The 18099-nt window shown below is 60.9% G+C and carries 13 protein-coding genes and 1 tRNA gene; 7 read left to right on the top strand and 7 right to left on the bottom strand.

The annotated features are described in order from the left end of the window. Positions 1–17 precede the first annotated feature (17 nt). The 3 genes from JQ573_RS20015 (at position 18) to JQ573_RS20005 (ending at position 2888) form a co-directional block, all read left to right on the top strand. Entirely contained in the window at positions 18–662 is a 645-nt protein-coding gene (locus tag JQ573_RS20015) for a trimeric intracellular cation channel family protein (RefSeq protein WP_212316606.1), read from the top strand. Between the two features lie 853 nt (positions 663–1515). Next, the gene (locus JQ573_RS20010; protein WP_249132029.1) at positions 1516–2439 is read left to right on the top strand and encodes a recombinase family protein; all 924 of its coding nucleotides are present in this window, start codon (positions 1516–1518) and stop codon (positions 2437–2439) included. Further along, positions 2436–2888, top strand: coding sequence for a hypothetical protein (locus JQ573_RS20005; protein WP_212316605.1), 453 nt, complete (start codon positions 2436–2438; stop codon positions 2886–2888). Before JQ573_RS20010 ends, JQ573_RS20005 begins: the two co-directional genes overlap by 4 nt. Positions 2889–3314: 426 nt before the next feature. On the opposite strand, the gene JQ573_RS20000 is transcribed toward JQ573_RS20005, so the two are convergent. Next, positions 3315–3770: a TspO/MBR family protein gene (locus JQ573_RS20000; RefSeq protein WP_212316604.1), complete on the bottom strand. Its 456-nt coding sequence runs from the start codon at positions 3768–3770 to the stop codon at positions 3315–3317. 947 nt (positions 3771–4717) lie between these two features. Here JQ573_RS20000 and JQ573_RS19995 point away from each other — a divergent pair. Then, on the top strand, positions 4718–4921 hold the full coding sequence (locus tag JQ573_RS19995; RefSeq protein WP_212316603.1) for a DUF3606 domain-containing protein: 204 nt from the start codon (positions 4718–4720) through the stop codon (positions 4919–4921). A 388-nt stretch (positions 4922–5309) separates the two neighbouring features. Next, entirely contained in the window at positions 5310–6488 is a 1179-nt protein-coding gene (locus JQ573_RS19990) for a DUF2252 family protein (RefSeq protein WP_312011544.1), read from the top strand. A 140-nt stretch (positions 6489–6628) separates the two neighbouring features. Here JQ573_RS19990 and JQ573_RS19985 read toward each other — a convergent pair whose 3' ends face one another. The 6 genes from JQ573_RS19985 to JQ573_RS19960 all read right to left on the bottom strand — a co-directional run bounded on the left by JQ573_RS19985 (position 6629) and on the right by JQ573_RS19960 (position 15014). Next, entirely contained in the window at positions 6629–7435 is an 807-nt protein-coding gene (locus tag JQ573_RS19985) for a hypothetical protein (protein ID WP_212316602.1), read from the bottom strand. Between the two features lie 409 nt (positions 7436–7844). After that, positions 7845–7934 (bottom strand) — tRNA-Ser (locus JQ573_RS19980). Positions 7935–8654: 720 nt separating this feature from the next. Then, positions 8655–10106 carry a trehalose-6-phosphate synthase gene (locus JQ573_RS19975; protein ID WP_212316601.1) on the bottom strand — a complete coding sequence of 484 codons (1452 nt, stop codon included), beginning with the start codon at positions 10104–10106 and terminating at the stop codon, positions 8655–8657. Between the two features lie 201 nt (positions 10107–10307). Further along, positions 10308–11141 carry a trehalose-phosphatase gene (gene otsB, locus JQ573_RS19970; protein WP_212316598.1) on the bottom strand — a complete coding sequence of 278 codons (834 nt, stop codon included), beginning with the start codon at positions 11139–11141 and terminating at the stop codon, positions 10308–10310. A gap of 3 nt (positions 11142–11144) precedes the next feature. Further along, a complete protein-coding gene (locus JQ573_RS19965; protein ID WP_212316597.1) occupies positions 11145–12575 on the bottom strand; it encodes an MFS transporter in 1431 nt (476 codons plus the stop codon). Positions 12576–12980: 405 nt separating this feature from the next. Beyond that, positions 12981–15014: a methyl-accepting chemotaxis protein gene (locus tag JQ573_RS19960; RefSeq protein ID WP_212316596.1), complete on the bottom strand. Its 2034-nt coding sequence runs from the start codon at positions 15012–15014 to the stop codon at positions 12981–12983. A gap of 464 nt (positions 15015–15478) precedes the next feature. Between JQ573_RS19960 and JQ573_RS19955 the strand changes: the two genes are divergently transcribed. Beyond that, positions 15479–16651 carry an FIST N-terminal domain-containing protein gene (locus tag JQ573_RS19955; RefSeq protein WP_212316595.1) on the top strand — a complete coding sequence of 391 codons (1173 nt, stop codon included), beginning with the start codon at positions 15479–15481 and terminating at the stop codon, positions 16649–16651. Then, positions 16648–18018: a hybrid sensor histidine kinase/response regulator gene (locus tag JQ573_RS19950; protein ID WP_212316594.1), complete on the top strand. Its 1371-nt coding sequence runs from the start codon at positions 16648–16650 to the stop codon at positions 18016–18018. Before JQ573_RS19955 ends, JQ573_RS19950 begins: the two co-directional genes overlap by 4 nt. The last annotated feature ends 81 nt before the right edge of the window (positions 18019–18099 follow it).

Here is an 18099-nt window from a genome sequence, read left to right as displayed (position 1 = left end):
CGAGGAGAGCCAACGCCGTGGACAAGCTTCCTATCGTGCTTGATCTGACGGGGACTTTTGTCTTTGCGCTTAGCGGCGCACTGGCGGGGACCAAGCGCGGCCTGGACTTGTTTGGCGTCATGGTCTTGTCCTTCGCTGCGGGAAATTCCGGAGGCATCACCCGCGACCTTTTGATTGGCGCAGTGCCTCCCGGAGCCGTCGGCGACTGGCGCTATCTCGGCGTCTCGCTGGTCGCCGGCCTCGTCACCTTTTACTTTTCGTCCCTGATTGTGCGGATGTCGAATTCAGTGCTGGTGTTCGATGCGGCGGGACTGGCGCTATTTGCCGTCGCAGGCTCGTCTAAAGCGCTGTCGTTTGGTCTCAATCCAGTAATGGCGATTGTTCTTGGCATGGTCACCGGGATCGGCGGCGGCATGGTCCGCGACGTGCTGCTCGCCGAGATCCCGACCGTCCTGCGCGCAGATTTTTATGCGGTTGCGGCACTCGCGGCGGCGGCTATCGTTGTCGTCGGCCATGTATTTGAACTTCCGGTCGCTCCGGTGACCGTGGTGGCGTTGATTTCGTGCTTCATTCTTCGCGTAATGGCGATTAAGCGCGGTTGGCGGCTTCCGGTTGCGAAGCTGGCGCAACGATCGGACCCTGGCATCGAAAAGGATGACTAAACGTTTGCATGACAACACCAGGTGTCACTTAGTGCGATTGCGCTGCGGATGTGCGGACCGAGCTGGAATTTGCTGTCGAAGAAATGCGAGGCGCCCCAGCAACGGAGTGCCGAGCAGACTTCTAAGACATTCGCCCAAGTGGGCTTTTTGTTTTTATTTCCGAACTTTTTGCGTGTGAATGATGGAGACCGGTTTGCGCTGGAGCGCCCTAGAGTTTTGCCACCCCCCCTCCTCGAGTTTCTGTTGACGCCCTGCCCGACTTAGCGGGTCAAATCATCCTCTAATCTCAAATCTTCTTCCTGTTTGGTGGTGGAGGTTAGAGCAGAGGACATAGGAGAGAAATCCCGACACTCGCGCGTCGAGATGCTTCCCACATCCTCAGCGATCTTGCTCGGCGGAGCCAGGCCGTCGCTTTCGGACCCCACGCATACGATGGCGCTGCACAGGTCGCGTCTACTTGCGGCGAAGTCCATCTCGCCGGCAGCCACCCTCACGCTTAAGGCCGGGCTTCGCCTTGGCTGCATCCCACGGTAGGCAAATCACACGTGCCGCCGCCGTTAACCGACCAGCGCGAATGAACGCTCAATAGAGAGCGCTCAGGAGCGGTACAAATGCTCCGCACTTAAGTCAGGCTCCAGACTGCCTAGAAGCAGCGGAGGTAGATTGCCTAGGCCTTTGACCTGAAATTGCTATGGCTTAGAGCGAGATAAGCATCCACGACTCTCTTCCGAAGGCTCGGGAGTTCAGCCTCTAGCTGCGCGATACGCGCATTCCCATCAGGTGTTGGAAGGTCCGCTTTGAGATTTTCGAGTTCAGATTCGTGAGATCCGAGTTCATCGAGAAGTTGGTCGTGATGGCGCTGAACATCCTGATCACGTTTGCGCAGTTCGAGCGAGAAGTGATCGGCGAGCGCATCCGCGACAAGGTTGCGGCGTCCCGTAAGCGTGGCAAATGGATGGGAGGCTGGACATCCCTCGGCTACGAGGTCCACGATCGCAAGCTACTCATCCACCAGCAAGATGCTGAACGCGTGCGGTCGATCTTTCGACGATTTGTCCAACTTAAGTCGGCAACGCTGCTGGCTCGCGAACTCGTCGCCGCCGGCGCGAAGAACCGATATGGACACGTGCTCGACAAAGGGGTCCTATACAAGATCCTCCACAACCGGGTTTATATCGGGGAAGCGGTGCATAAGGGTACGTCGTATCCCGGCGAGCACGAAGCGATTATCGATCGCAAGCTGTGGGACCAGGTCCACGGCATCTTAAAGGAGAGCCCCCGCAAGCGAGCAAACAACGCTCGTGCGCGATCGCCAGCACTGCTGAGAGGCCTCCTCTTTGCTCCTGACGGGGCAGCCATGACGCCAACCAACACACGGAAATCCGGCCGGCTCTACCGCTACTACATCAGCCAGACAGCTCTGAAGCAGGGCAGGTCCGACTGCCCGGTCAGAATGGGGCCGGCTGCCGAGATCGAACGAATCGTCGTCGATCAGGTTCGCCTTCTGCTCCAATCCCCTGAAGTCATCGTTCAGACTTGGCGTGCGGCGCGAAAGCAGCACAAGGACGTTACTGAGAACGATGTCCGCGACGCGCTCCTCGGGTTTGACGAGCTATGGAACGAGCTGTTTCCAGCAGAGCAAGCTCGCATCGTTGAGCTGCTCGTAGAGCGCGCCGATCTTGGGGCGGACAAGCTAGACATCACGCTCAAGGTTGACGGCCTAACCTCACTAACTAACCAACTCAGCACACAGCCAGTCCTTCAAGCTGCCGAATGACCCGCCCAACTCCCATTACCATCGGCGCGCCCAGCCGCCCCAAATTGAGCCGTGATGGCCGCACCATTGTGGTGAGCATACCGATTTCGCTGCGCCGACAGGGAGGCCGCAAGTGCGTCGTTACCCCGGCCGACTCATCGCCGTGGTCGCCGACCCCAGCGCGCGTCGACAGCACCATGGTCAAGGCGCTCGTTCGCGCCCATCGATGGCGCGGCATGCTCGAGTCAAATCTATTTACTTCAGTCCGCGACTTGGCAAAGGCTGAGAAAATCAACGAATCCTACCTCTGCCGTGTGCTCCGGCTGACGCTACTCTCGCCAACGCTCACAGAAGCGATTCTCAACGGCCAACAACCCGTTGGGCTTGACCTGGCAACTTTGCTCAAGTCGCTTCCAGTCGAGTGGGATCGGCAAGAAGCTCTCTTGCAACAAATGACGGCGAGTGGCTAGCTAGACGAGAGCCATTCTATGCTGCACGACGATTTGCAGCGATTGCAATGCGCAGGTTGACCAAAAGTGCTCGTCAATTGCCAATCTTGGGACTCATTGCTCCATTGGATGGTCGCGTGACAAACAATGTCATCTGAACCGCAACCTCCGCACACGGGCGTGTATCTATGAGCCGGATCCGCGCGCTGGCTAGGTGTTTCTGCGAGCAGATTAAAGGGGTTGATCAGTAGTGTCCGCCGCATGCCGCCGGTCCCGGGCGTGTGAGCACGCTGCTAACTTACATCCGTCGGCTCCTTTGGAAACCCCGAACCTCATTATGCGATGCAATCGTGCACTGTTTCCGATGATCGCCACCTGTCTGAGGCGTGCGCTGGTCGGCGTCACGTGCTGGCTTTTTCAGACTCGCGTGCGACAAAGTTGCCACGATCAGTTTAGGCGGTACAGAGAGAAGTTTAAGAGCGACGCAAACGCCACCCAGGCCGCGTAGGGGATAAATAAACGCGCAGCGAGCCGATTGGCCTGCCATTGCAGGACTATAAAAAGCAGTATCAGACCCAGCAGCAGAACGATGACCGAAAGTCCCATAGCCAGATTGTGCAATCGGAAGACGATGGGAGACCAAAGAAAATTAAGTGCCATCTGTCCGAGCCAAACCTGCGAGGCGAGGCCATTAGTCTCCTGTGAGTAGGTGCTCCATCCAGAGATTGCGATCATCACATACAGAATGGTCCAGGCTGGCGCGAACACCCAATTTGGAGGATTGAATGACGGCTTCTCCAGCGCAGCGTACCATGCGCCCGGCAAGTTCGTTGCGCCGATCAGCCAACCAACACCCACAACGGTTACAAGAAAAATGAGCAGACTTCGGTTTCTTGCTTTCATGATCCGATATTGCACGTTCGGCAACAGTCAGGAATAGGACAATACAGGCATAGGCGGGTCAATTCCCCGGGGCGCCATTCGCGGCGTTGCCCGATGGCACGCTAAGTTTTCCGGCAGGGGTAGATAATGCGCCCGCGAGCCGACGAAATTTGCAAGAGGAACCATCGAGATCGACGTCTGTTCTTGGCTGCTATGAGTGAGCCGTTGCCAATCCTCGTGGAGGAGTCGATTCAGATCGCATGGGACTACCTTGAGCGCTCCGGCGAAATCACAGATCCTGGCGACGCGAGCCGCTTTCTTCTTCGAAACATCGAGGACCTGGCGCGGACTGGTGAGCATCGGCCACTGATGCTAGCGAACCATACCATCGACGCATATCGGCGCTACAAGCGCCTACTCGCGGCATGATCAATCCCAATTGTCCGATCTGCGAGGGTCTGGGCTGGGATTGCGAAAACCATCCGCATTTGGCGTGGACGAAAGATCCGCGTGGGAGCAAGTGTGGCGCGGGCATGAGGTGCGCATGCAACAGCTCGGACGACATTGATTCAGGCATTGAGGAGCCGGATGTGAGCGGGGTGTTCGAGCAGGCCCCGCGCAGCAAGAACTAGCGCCGCGCGGTCTTCTTGCGGCGGTTGCAAGGTAAGCCGTTTGACCAGCCGCGGCGGGATGATCCCCGGCTACGTTTTGCTCGCGATCGACGCCTTCGGTCTTTTTATCTTGAGGCTGATGACGCCTGTCAGAGTGTCTGCGGTCGCGAGCGACCGACGCTGCTTGCCCTATCGGTCAAGGACTGCCGCGTACGGCATTATACTTGGGGTTAGCTTTGCGCGGACCCCGGGTATTTCCATGCGGCTTTTGCCATGTGGAAATCTTGAACGGTAAACACAGGAAAGGCGGCCAGTTCCTAGTTAGGAACGTAGCGCCCGAGCCCGAGTTATTCGAAAATGGACCGCCTTACAAAGAAAGATCAATTCGAGCGCTCAAAAATCGATCTGCATACGCCTGATCAAATGAAATGCTGGGCTCGTGCGCTCGGTGTCTCAAAGGAAGAGCTTCGCAAGGCGGTCGACAAAGTCGGGAATTCTGCTGCGGCCGTCCGCAAGGAGCTGGAGGCGAGCCATGACGAAAGAGCAAGAAGTCACCTCTGAATGTGCACGCGAAGCACGAAGACAGGCCGCTCTTCTTCCGCCCGGTCCGATCAGAGACGCTCTGCTGGAGAAGGCTCACCAGTACGAATTGGCCTCAAAGACTGACTTGCATCACGATGCCGAAGAACCGACCCTGGGATCCCGCTGAAGACGGCACTCTGCAAAACTCATCGCTGAAGGTCGTTATGCCGCCGAGGTTGCCGTGGAGATGAACCGAAGTGAAGCCGCGGTGCGGCTCCGAGCTAAAGTTCTTGGGCTAACGTTTGCCACCGCCCCGCGGGGCCGTAGGCCGAGATAACGCCTGCGGTATCTTTAAACCCGCGGAACTTTAGGGCGCTCATGAGGTTCCACTTGCCGGAACCCGATTTCGGACTGTGCGGGAGGTCTGGTGAGCAATCTGGATTCAACGCGGCAAGGCATTCTAAAAACACAACAAACGCTGAAGATGGCACGCTCAGCGCACGCTTATGTTCGCGGAAGCACCGTCAAGTTCTATGAGTGGCTAGACGCTCAACGACCAGGCACTTTGCCAGAGGGGCCGCCGGTCTGGATCTGCGGCGATTGTCACGCAGGCAATTTGGGGCCGCTGGCGGACGCAGATGGAAAGATCCGAGTACAGATACGTGATCTTGACCAGACCGTGATTGGCAATCCGTCTCACGACCTGATCCGCCTAGCTTTGTCGCTCACGACAGCCTCGCGGGGCTCCAACCTACCCGGCGTCACCGCGGCCAAGATGATGGAGGCAATGATCGCAGGCTATGAGGAGGCGCTTCGTACAGAAGACGATTTGCGCGACATGCCGAAAACAATTCGCCTGGTGGTGCGGCAGTCAGCCCGGCGCACTTGGAAGCATCTCGCTGAAGAGCGGATCCGAAACACAAAACCCACGATCCCGCTAGGCAAAAAGTTTCTTTCGATATCGGACTTGGAACGCCAACGAATCAAGAAGCTGTTTGCAACTAGCCCCCTTCAGCATCTGATCACAGCGCTCAAATCGCGCAAGGATGATTGCCGACTCAAAGTCGCCGATGCTGCTTACTGGATAAAGGGCTGCAGCTCGCTTGGGCTTTTGCGCTACGCCGTTTTGGTCAAAGTCGGATCAGGCCGGTCAGCCGAATACGCGTTGATGGATATCAAGGAAGCGGTGACGGCATCGGCTCCGCGGTACAAGAAGGTTCGAATGCCCAAGTCGAATGGCGACCGAGTCGTCGAGGGAGCAAGAAATCTTTCGCCAAACCTGGGAGAACGGATGGTGGCCGGCAGTATCGGCAACCGCTCGGTATTCATTCGAGAGCTACTGCCGCAAGATTTGAAATTCGATTTCGATTCTATGGCTCAAGACGAAGCGGAGGATGTTGCTAAGTATCTAGCGACAGTCGTGGGCAAGGCACATGGACGCCAGATGGACGGTGCAGAGCGAAAGCAATGGCTTCGAACGCTCGCTGGATCCAAGAGCAAGTCGCTGGACGCGCCAAGCTGGCTCTGGAGCAGCGTCGTCTCCTTGGTTGCGTCTCACGAAGCAGCTTATCTTGAGCACTGTCGTCGATTTGCTTTGGCGGCCTAGAGGCGAGTGCTCACACCATCGTGGGTCAGATTTGGCGTCTGAGTGAAAGCCGCATTCACAACTTTGAATCGATACGAGCGTTCGCCCATCGGATGTTATGGAATATTCCGCCAAGGGCCGCTACGCATTTCGCAACGCCGCTAGACCTCCACCGCATTATCTCCCATCGTCGGTTTGAATCGCTTGGTCAAATCGATGCCGATGACTGTGATATCATCCACGCTAGGGTACTTTGGCGCGATCTTTGTCCAATGCGTCTGCAAAGACATAACCAATTTATGAAAATTCAACGCCTCCAGCGTCTCCGGATGCTGCCAAGTTTGTTTATGACCTCGATGAACGAGGACGAAGATACCTCGGCTAGAATGAGCGTCGCGGAGATAATCGCCGGCAAGTTGATTTTCGAGACGTTCGAAGAAATCAGGCCCGCTCCACCCAGCGTCCGCAAGCTTTAGCTCGGCAGGGACCGCGCCCGCGATAGCCGGTCCATAAAATCGAAGGTCAGGTCGCTTCGCGTCCGCGAGTTCGTCTTCTTGCGGGATATTATATCGACCGAATGCCTTTCCGCGCAGATCATTGGCGATGAAATTTCTCATCTCGGTCTCACGCTCGACCTTTTGCAACACCGCGGCGATGCTCGTGTCACCGTTCTCCAAGTCATCTTTGAGATCGAGCAGCCTAAGAACCGCGACGTCCGCCAGTTCGCGATGGTCTCTCGGCGTTCGGTCCAGGCGATCGTTAAACTCACGAACTTGCCTTGCGATCCACGGCTTGTAGTCTGCATCCTGCTCCGCCTTCCGCCGTCCGAGGCGCATCAGCCAACCGCGCGCCTCTTCATTGGGAGGGTTATCCGAGATCTCTCGCAAAGCGAAAAATGCGTCTTTTCCTGTCAATCTATTCAGCAACTCTAAGAGTGCATTACGGGCATTCTGCGCATCGTCGCGCAAAGTCGGAGAGTAAACACCCTTTCCTGCCCGCTCAATGTCTTCGTCTTTTCGTATGTATTTATGAATCAGCAGATACAGGTCTTTAAGGTGGCCTGCCGTGTGGAACGCCGATCGCGCCCTTGAATTCGGGCTAGCGGAGTGGCGTTCGTCAGCCGCCGAAGCTGCCGCGCCTCCTTCTCGGTTGAGCGAGAGAGATTCAAAACCGGCCCCTTATGAGGGCTTTGTCTTCCGCGAAATCCCGTACCGTGCCAACTCCCGACGTTCTAGGATTCGGAGAAAAACGCGTTCTCCAGCCCCATTCGCCGCTCGTTTTTAATACGGCTGGCATTCTCCAGAGCAAAAAGATTCACGAAAACGGCCGAGTTTTCGAGCCTGTCTCCGTTTCGAGGTACGAAAATTGGGGGCAAAGTGGCGGAGAGAGTGGGATTCGAACCCACGGTACGGTTTCCCGCACACACGCTTTCCAAGCGTGCGCCTTAAGCCACTCGGCCATCTCTCCGGGCGGCCTCTCTTGAAGGGCTGAGGCGGATTTTGCAAGGGAGCGCGGGGCCGGACCGCGAAATTTCCCCAATGGATTGAAAATATTGGGTAAATTGGCGGCGACATCAACCGCAGCCGGCGGCCTTGCTTGCCGCGGCGCGCGATTTTGGCCGCTGGCCGGTCAAAGACCGGCGCAAATCAGGCCACACAATCGATCGGCCGATCCTCGTCACGCCGAGGTGCGCAATTGCGCACGGGGGGCATGCGGCTTCACCCCCGGCTTTCGACCTTTGCTTGGGGGCCTATGGGTGCGATCGGCACCCGGCTTTCCCTGCGCCCTCTGTTCAAGAGAGAGGACGGAACGAGATGCAAGACTCGGACAATCATGTCGCGAGAACGCGGAAGTATCTCACAGGCCGTGCCACGCATTCACCGTCGTCCCCGCGAAAGCAGGGACCCATAACCACAGACGGTTATCGTTGAAAGACGGTGGAACGACGAGTCCCGTTCACGACACAGGCCGCGGAGTATGGGTCCCTGCTTTCGCAGGGACGACGCCCAGAAGAAACCGCGACATCTCGGCTCAAGCACTCTGGATTACTGGATCACCCGCTTTCGCATGCGCGGGTGACGACACCGAGTGGCCGTTTGACATTTTGAATCGGAAGACAACGATGCACGACGATGGGCAAGCCCTGGCGCGTCCATCGTCGCTGTGCGCTGGCGAACTCGTGCTCGCTCAGTGATATCGCGCGGCAAGATCCGCCATGCGGCGCGGCCACAGGCTTGGTGGCTCCGGCAGCGCCGCGGCACCCGCACTGTGCGTATCCTGCAGCGCCTTGATGAAATCGGCGAACCATTGCTGGATGGTGCCGCTGTTGAGCTTCTCCATCATGGCTTCCCAGCGCATCCGCCGCTCGGTCAGCGGCATCGCGAGCGCCGTCGCCAAGGTGCGTGCCATGCCGTCGATGTCATGCGGATTGACCAGCAACGCGGCGTCGAGCTCGTTCGCGGCACCGGCGAATTTCGACAGCACCAGCACGCCGGGGTCGGCCGGATTCTGGGCCGCAACATATTCCTTGGCGACAAGGTTCATGCCGTCCTGCAGCGGCGTCACCACGCCGACCTGCGCGGTGCGGTAGAGCCCTGCAAGCACGCCCTGGCCGAAACCCTTGTTGAGATAGCGGATCGGCGTCCAGTCGACCTCGCCATGCACGCCGTTGACGTCGGTGACGAGCTTCGCCACCTCGCTCGCGAGATTGCCATAGGCCTCGATCGCACCGCGCGACGGCGTTGCGATCTGCAGCAGCGACACCGAGCGCTTCAGGTTCGGATGCACCGACCACATACGGTCGAACGCCTTGATGCGGTTGACGAGGCCCTTGGAATAGTCGAGCCGGTCGACGCCGATCGCGAGCTTCTCGCCGTTGAGGCTGCGCCGCAGCCGCGTCACGTCGGGATGCATCATCGCCTTGGTGGCCTGCTGCGCGAACTTCCCGGGGTCGATCCCGATCGGAAACACCGCAGCGCGGGTGTGCCCGAACGGCGAACTGATCACGCCGTCGCGCACCGCCAAATCGAGATCGTTCTGCACGTAGCTCAGGAAGTTCTCGCAGTCCTCATCGGTCTGGAAACCGATCAGATCATAGGACAGCATCGCCTCGATCAGCTCGCGATGATTGGGCACGCCCGCGATCACCGCGCGCGCCGGCCACGGCGTGTGCAGGAAGAAGCCGATCGGCTGCGTGACGCCGAGATCGCGCAGCTCGGCGCCGAGCGCGAGGAAATGATAGTCCTGGATCCAGAACACGGAATCAGGCTTGCGGAAGCGCAACAACGCGCGCGCCATGAACGCGTTCACTTCGCGATAGCTCTTGTAGTCTTCGTGCGAAGCACGGATCAGATCCGCGCGCGAATGCATCGCGGGCCACAGCGCCGAATTGGCAAAGCCTTCGTAGTAGCCGCCATAGTGCGCGGCCGGCAGATCGAGCATTGCCAGCGCACCGGCGCCGAGAGCTTCGACCTCTGCAAAAGGTTCCTTGTGGTTCCCGTCGCGAACACGTCCGCTGGAACCAACCCATATTGCCCCTGTCTTTTCCACCACCGGCAACAATGCCGCAGCCAGCCCCCCCGTCATGGGTTCATTGGGTTTTCCGCGCGAGACGCGGTTCGATACGACGACGAGGTTCACCCGGTCCCCTCCTGTTGGTCAACTCGCGTATTAACAACCATTCATCAAGATGGTTCCTGACCAAGGAATCTCCCAAATGAAACCAAATTCTGACGAAGCGCGAAGGAACTCGCGGGAACTCGCGAAAAGAAAATTTCATGCGAGGTTGACGCAACGACGCAAAAGCACCGCATTCGACTCGGCTGCGATGAATGTGACTCGTTAGGACAGGCTGACGCCCCTATCATCGTCGAGCAGTTGCGCGAGAAACTCGCGCACATCACTCGGCGCGTCGAAATGTCCGGCGACGCCGGTGGCGCGGCGGCCGACTGAGAATGCGAGACCGTTGAAATCGGGCATGATCGCGAACACGGTCTCGTCGGTGACGTCGTCGCCGATGAAGAACGGGCGGCGTCCCTTGAAGGGCTCATGCATCATCAGCTCTTGCACGCCGGTCGCCTTGGTGAAGCCGGAATGCTTGATCTCGCAGACGCTCTTGCCCGGCAGCACCTCGATCGGCGCAGTCGGCAGCTCGGCGCGGATCAGCGAGACCGCCTCATAGATCGCCCGCTCCGCCTGCGGCGCCAGCCGATAGTGCAGCGCCAGCGAATAGCCCTTGTCCTCGAGCAGAATGCCGTGGCTGAGCTTGGCGATCGCGGCGAGGCGGCGCTTCAATTCCTTGTCGAGCGGCGGCGCGTGCGCGGCGACCGCTTCGCTGTCCGGCTGCAGCCGCATCTCGGCGCCATGGCCGCCGACCGCGGGAAACTGGTCGGGCGCGAAGATCAGGTCGATGTCGTTGAGCGAACGGCCGCTGACCAGCGCCAGCGCGCCGCCGGTGCGATCATGCAATTGCTTCAGCGTGGTCGCGAGTTCCGGCGGCACCCAGACCTCGCGCGGCGTCGGCGCAAAATCGAGCAAGGTGCCGTCGATGTCGAGGAGCACCGCGGTACGATCCAGCGGCGGAATCAGCGATGCCGGCGCCGGCATGCTGCCGGTCGTCGCATTGGGGGGGATGTCATCATCCAGGGGCATTCCGGCCAATTCATGCTTCGTCATAGTCTACTCCACAAATGCCAACGGTCGCGCGACAGATTCGAGCGGTTTTCGCTCGGCCGCGACGGCATAGCGCCATGCGACGGCTGCGGCGACCAACATGAGTGCCGACCCCAGCAGGTAGCCGGCGAACACGCTGTTGCGCGATCCGGTATCGATCAGTACGCCGAACAGCGCCGGCCCAATCACGCCACCGATGCCGGTGCCGACAGCATAGAAGACGGCGATCGCGAGCGCGCGGACCTCCAGCGGAAACGTCTCGCTGACGGTGAGATAGGCGGCGCTCGCCGCCGGCGAGGCGAAGAAGAAGATCACCATCCAGGCGATGGTCTGGGTCTGCGCGCTGAGCACGCCGATCGAGAACAGATAGCCGGACAGCGCCAGCAGCACGCCCGAGATGCCATAGGTCAGCGCGATCATGGTGCGGCGGCCAAGCGTGTCGAACAGGTGGCCCAGCAGCAGCGGCCCGAGGAAGTTGCCGGCGGCGAATGGCAGGATGTACCAGCCGACATTGCTGGCGGCGATACCGAAGAAATCGGTCAGGATCAGCGCGAAGGTGAAGAAGATCGCATTGTAGAAGAATGCCTGCGCGGCCATCAGCGTCAGCCCGACCAGCGAGCGCTGCCGATAGGTGGAGAACAGCGTCACCGCGACCTCGCGCAGCGGCGTGTGATCGCGCATCCGGAGCCTGATCTTCTCGAAGCCTTCGCTCGGCTGTTCGTGACCGAGCACGGAGGTTTCAATCTCGGCGACGATCCTGTGGGCCTCTTCGGGGCGTCCGTGGATCATCAGCCAGCGCGGGCTTTCCGGAATCCACATCCGCATCAACAGCACGACGAGGCCGAGCACCGCGCCGGTGAAGTAGGCGATCCGCCAGCCGTGGTCGGGCGCGAGCAACGCAGGATCGAGCAGGACGATCGCGCTCACCGCACCGATCGCGGCGCCGATCCAGAAGCTGCCGTTGATGACGAGATCGGTCCAGCCGCGATAGCGCGCCGGGACCAGTTCCTGGATGGTCGAATTGATCGCGGTGTATTCGCCGCCGATGCCGGCGCCGGTGAGGAAGCGAAACAGCGCGTAGCTTGCGACATTCCACGACAGCGCAGTCGCGGCGGTCGCCGAGAGATAGAGCGCGAGCGTGATGAAGAACAGCTTCTTCCGGCCGATCCGGTCGGTGAGCCAGCCGAAGCCGAGCGCACCGAGCACCGCGCCGGCGAGGTAGGCGCTGCTGGCAAGCCCGACATCGGCGTTGGAAAAGCTCATCGTCGGGCTCTCCTTCAGCGCGCCCGACAGCGCACCGGCGAGCGTCACTTCGAGCCCGTCGAGAATCCAGGTGATGCCGAGTGCCAGCACGACGCGGGTGTGGAAGCCGCTCCAGCTGAGATTGTCGAGCCGAACCGGGATCGAGGTCTCGATGATGCGGTCGTCATTTGGCATGACTGGAGCCGCCGCCTCGTGCGTCGTCGCAGAGCTCAACTGTGTCCGCTGCAGTGTCATCAGAATGGACCAATGAGAAACGCCCCGGAACGGTGTGTTCCAAGGCTCTCTTTCCCAGGATTGCGGCAAACGGAGTGCCCGCCACGCGATGTCAACGCCGCAGCCCGGCAAGGGTTCCCGCAATGCGGGAGAGCGAGGAAAATCGCCTTATTGCTGAAAGCAATCCGAGCGGGGTTGATTTTGTCGTCCCGGCGAAAGCAATTCGTTCCGTCGTCCCGGCGAAAGCCAGGACCCATACGCCGCGGCCATGGCAATGGGCGCGCGGCGAATTGCACGTATAACAATAACGATTGGTGGTAATGGGTCCTGGCGTTCGCCAGGACGATGATGGATAGACCAGCGCGCTTACGCCGCGCGGATGTTCGCCATGAAGCGATCGAGCTCCTCGCGCAACCGCGAGCTCTCGACCGACAGCGAGCGGGCCGAGTTCAGCACCTCTTCGGAGGCGACTCCCGTCTCGGTGGCGCCGCGGTTGACTTGGGTAACGCTGGAAGCGGCTTCCTGGGTGCCCTGCGCGACGTTCTGCACGCTGCGCGCGATCTCCTGCGTCGCCGCGCTCTGTTGCTCGACCGAGCTAGCAATGTTGGTCGCGATCCCGGAGATCTGCCCGATCGTGCCGCCGATCTCCTTGATCGCGGCGACCGATTCCTGCGTCGCGGCCTGCATGCCCGAGATGTGGGTGGAGATCTCGTCGGTGGCTCTCGCGGTCTGGCTCGCCAGCGACTTCACCTCGGCGGCGACCACCGCGAAGCCGCGGCCCGCATCGCCGGCGCGCGCAGCCTCGATGGTGGCATTCAGCGCCAAGAGATTGGTCTGCTCGGCGATCGCCGTGATCAGCTTGACCACGTCGCCAATCTCCTGCGCGGCGCGCGAGAGCTTGCCGATCCGGGCATCGGTCTGCTCGGCCTGACGCACGGCAGAATCGGCGATCTGGCTGGATTCCTTGGCGCGGCGGCCGATCTCGTCGACCGACGCCGACAGCTCCTCGGTCGCGGAAGCAACCGACTGCATGTTGCTGGAGGCTTCCTCGGAGGCGCCGGCGACCTGGCTCGACAGGTTCTGCGTGGTCTCCGCAGTGCGGGTCAGCGTGCCTGCCGCGGATTCGAGCTGCACGGCGGAAGCCGACACATTGGAGACGATCGAGCCGACGGCGGATTCGAATTCGTCGGCGAAGCGAATCAACTCGGTGCGCCGCGCGGCCGCGCTCGCCTTGTTCTGCGCTTCCTGGGTCGCGGCATCGCGCTCGGCCTTGGCGACCGCCTGGACCTTGAACTCCTCAACGGCGCCCGCCATCTCGCCGAGTTCGTCGCGACGGCCGAGGCCCGGCAGCACCACGTCGAAATTGCCGGCCGCAAGCTCGCGCATCGCCGCACACATCGCCGCGATCGGGCGCGAAATGCCCTTGCCGAGCAGGAAGGCCCACACCAGCCCGAGCACGAAGCTGCCCGCGGCAAGCATCAGGATCAGCTGCTCGGTGTCGCCGATCATGGAGTGCGATTCGTTCTCGAGCCGCTTCTGGTCGGCGAGCAGGTCGGACTTCATCGCCGCCGCACCCTGGCTGATAGCGGCTGCGGATTCCGTCATCTCGACTGTCAATTCGTCGATCGACTTCGCATTCGCGATCAGCTTGGCCAGCGCCTCGCGGTACTCTTCAAGCAGCCCGGTGATGTCCTTCACGCCCTGGGCGATCCGCTCGTTCTTCGAGGTGATCCCCTTCACGAGATTGTCGGCGAATTTCAGCCGGGCGAGCGCGCTGGTGGCAACGGTCTTGTCGCCGTTGACGACGAACGTGTTGACGGCGCCGGTGATCGACTGCAGCTGGTCGGCGACCTTCTTGGCACCGAACTGAATCGACTGCAGCTCGGAATCGTCGGCATTACTCGGCAGATCGTCAAGCTTGTAGCGCATCGAGGTCGCACTGCGGACCAGCTTGTTCTGCGCGGTCTGGGCGCTCTCGTCCTTGATGCGGACGATCTCGGCAAAGATCTTGGTGAAGGCGCGGAATTCACGCTCCAGCTTGGTGACCTGCTCGAGCCGGGCCGGATTGCTGGTGCCCTTCATCGACGCCACGATGGCGTCCTTCAGGCTGGCCTCGGCGGCGAGCGCGGCCTTGGCGTCGTCCTCCTTGCCGGTGGCGACGTAGTAGCGCGCCTGCGAACGGTAGGAGATCAATTCGCGATCGATGTTGCGGGCAAGGTCGGCTTCCGCGACGCTCTGGCGGTAGGAGCCGACTCCGGCGGAGACCCGCTCGAAGCCCATATAGGCAAAGCCCATGGTGGCTGCCGACAGCGCCAGCGTCACGGCAAAGCCGAGCATGATCTTGGCTTGAAATCTGAGGGTTGGGAACCTGATCGACAGCGATCGCTTGAGTCCCGGCATTCCAACCCCCGTCTTCATTCTGAAAACCACGCGGGGTCCGGCAGCAACCCGCCCCAGCCCCCGGAGGGCAAAACTAAGGCAGAATCAATAAGGCCCGGTAAATGGGCAACAGGTCAGCCAATTCGGCGCGCTACTACCTTGGTCGGGCTCGGGGGGTGGGCAAGGCGATTGACGCGCGGGTCCGGCTAGATACTTTAGAACCGGTCAAACCTGTCCCTGCCCGGGCCGGGAGAACACATCGGGAGGTGTCCCATGTCATCGCGTCGAGCGGCGCCGTTGGCGCTTGCGGCGGGCGCAGCTGCCGGCGAAGTGGCCCGGCCAATGACATTTCCCCTCACGACCTAGAAGATGCCGCCGGGCCTGACCGCAACCAATCGCGGCATGGCCCGTATGCCCTTACGACCCGCGCTGTCACGACGGGCCGCGCCAAGAAAAACAAAAAATTCTGGTCAGGGAGAACGCCTTTGGCGAAGCAGAACGGCAGCGCCACCGACAGTATTGTCGTGGTGCAGGCAAAGACCGGCGGACCGCAGGAAGCCGCCGACGAGATCGCGCGCCAGTTGGCGGCGGCTGATCTCGCCATGCTCGTGGTGTTCGTGTCGCCGTTCTATGACCCGAAGGAATTCATTGCCGAGCTGTCGAGGCAGGTGGGCGACGTTCCGATCTTCGGCTGCACCACCGCGGGCGAATTGTCGCCCGGCGGCTGGGATGAGGACAGCGTCGTCGCGATGGGCTTCAACGCGGCCGATTTCGTCATCGCGGCCCGGCCGCTGTTCGATCTCGCGACGTTCCGGGTCGATCATGGCCGCTCGATGTGCACCGAGTTGCAGAGCGAATTCGCGCAACGCACCGAGCATTGCGATCACACCGACGATTCCTTCGGGCTGCTCTTCATCGATGGCATGTGCCAGCGTGAGGAAACCATCATGTCGGCGATCTACGCATCGCTCGGCGACATTCCGGTGGTCGGCGGCTCCGCCGGCGACGGCCTGCGCTTCGAGAAGTCGTGGATCTTCTACGGCGGCGAAGCCTTTACCGACGCTGCCGTCCTGATCCTGATCCGGACCCGGCTGCCGTTCCGCACCTTCAAATGCGACCATTTCGAGCCGACCTCGACCAAGATGGTGGTGACCGAGGCCGACATCGAGCACCGTATCGTCAAGGAATTGAATGCCGAGCCCGCCGCGCTCGAATATTCGCGCGCCGTCGGCCTCAGCGACAGCAAGCTCGAACTGTTCTCCTTTGCCGCGCATCCGGTCCTGGTCCGCGTCGGCGGCGCCTATTACGCGCGGTCGATCCAGCGAACCAATCCCGACGGGTCGCTGCAGTTCTTCTGCGCGATCGACGAGGGCATGGTGCTGACAGTGGCGCGCGAGCGCGACCCGATCGACGTGACGAGCCGCCTGCTCCAGGAGTTGACCGAGGAGCTCGGCGAGGTTTCGATGTTCATCGGCTTCGAATGCGTGCTGCGCCGGCTCGATGTCGAGCAACGCCAGCTGTCGCGGGAGATGTCGGAGCTCTATCGCCGCAACAAAGTGATTGGCTTTCAGACCTATGGCGAGCAGTATCGCTCCATGCATGTCAACCAGACGCTGACCGGCATCGCCATCGGCAAGCGGGCTGTCGCGCCGCAATGACCGACAGCAAGACCACGCGCATTGCGGCCCTCGAACGCGAAGCCGAGAAGCTGCGCAAGATCAACGCGGCGCTGATGTCGCGCGTCGAACGTTCGACCGACCAGCAGCTCAATGCCTTTTCCCTGTTCGAGACCGCGATCGCGCTCGATCAGCAGGTGCGCGACCGCACCCAGCAGCTCAAGCAGGCGCTGCAATCGCTGGAAAAGACCAACGGACGCCTGCTGCAGGCCAAGCAGCAGGCCGAGGCGGCAAGCTCGCTGAAATCATCGGTGCTGGTTTCGGTGACGCACGACCTGTTGCAGCCGCTCAATGCGGCGCGGCTGACGCTGTCCGCGCTGACCGAGATGGCCAGCGAGCCGAAGAACGGCGCGCTGACCGACCAGATCGACCGTTCGCTGGCCACGCTGGAAGACATGCTGCGGACGCTGCTCGACATCTCGAAGCTCGATGCCGGCGTGCTCAGGCCGGAATTCGGTCCGGTCGCAATCGCCTCGCTGTTCGAGCAGCTCGAGCAGGAATTTGTGGCGACCGCGGCCAAGCGCAACCTCAGCTTCAAGATCATGCCGTCGTCGGCGGTGGTCCGCTCCGATCCGCTGATGCTGCGCCGGATTCTGCAAAACCTCGTGGCCAATGCGCTGCGCTACACCCAGCGCGGCACCGTGCTGATGGGATGCCGTCTCAAGGGCGACGACATCTGCATCGAGGTGCATGACACCGGGCCGGGCATCCCCGAAGCCCAGCGCGAGGCCATCTTCGTCGAGTTTCAGCGCGGCGACGCGGGCGCCGGCGACAAGGCGGGCATCGGGCTCGGCCTTTCGATCGTGCGCCGGTTTGCCGATTTGCTCGGCCATAACATCAGACTGAGTTCGCGCGCCGGCAAGGGCTCGGTGTTCTCGGTCACCGTACCCCGCACCTTCGATCCGGTTGCGATCCCAGTACGCGAGCAGGCCAGCGTCGACTACCGCTATGGCGGCATGGAGGGCGCCAAGATCCTGCTGATCGAGAACGACCTCTCGAGCGCCGAGGGCCTTGCCCATCTGCTGGAGAAATGGGGCTGCGACGTCGCAGTGACGATCTCCAAGACCGAGGCGCTCGAGCGCATCCACGCGCTGGACGGCATCCCCGACGCCATCATCGCCGACCTGCACCTCGACAATGGCGAGACCGGCATCCAGGCCGTCGACGTGATCCGCGGCGAAATCAATGCCAAGGTTCCGGCGATCATCGTGACCGCCGACTACTCGGCCAAGGCCGCCTCCGACGTCTCGGCCTTTGGCCACGAATTGCTGAAGAAGCCGATCAAGCCCGCCGAGATGCGCTCGCTGCTGTCGTTCCTCTTGGCGGCCGAATCGAATGCGCGGTTATGACCAGAGCGTTTTCGAGCGAAGTGGATACCGGTTCGCGTGAAGAAAACGCGTCAAGATAAGAACCTAGAGCCCCGTTCCGAT

It is taken from the genome of Bradyrhizobium sp. AUGA SZCCT0105, assembly GCF_018129565.1.
In the GTDB taxonomy this organism is placed as follows: Bacteria; Pseudomonadota; Alphaproteobacteria; order Rhizobiales; family Xanthobacteraceae; genus Bradyrhizobium.
This window is presented reverse-complemented; position numbering and strand designations above follow the sequence as displayed.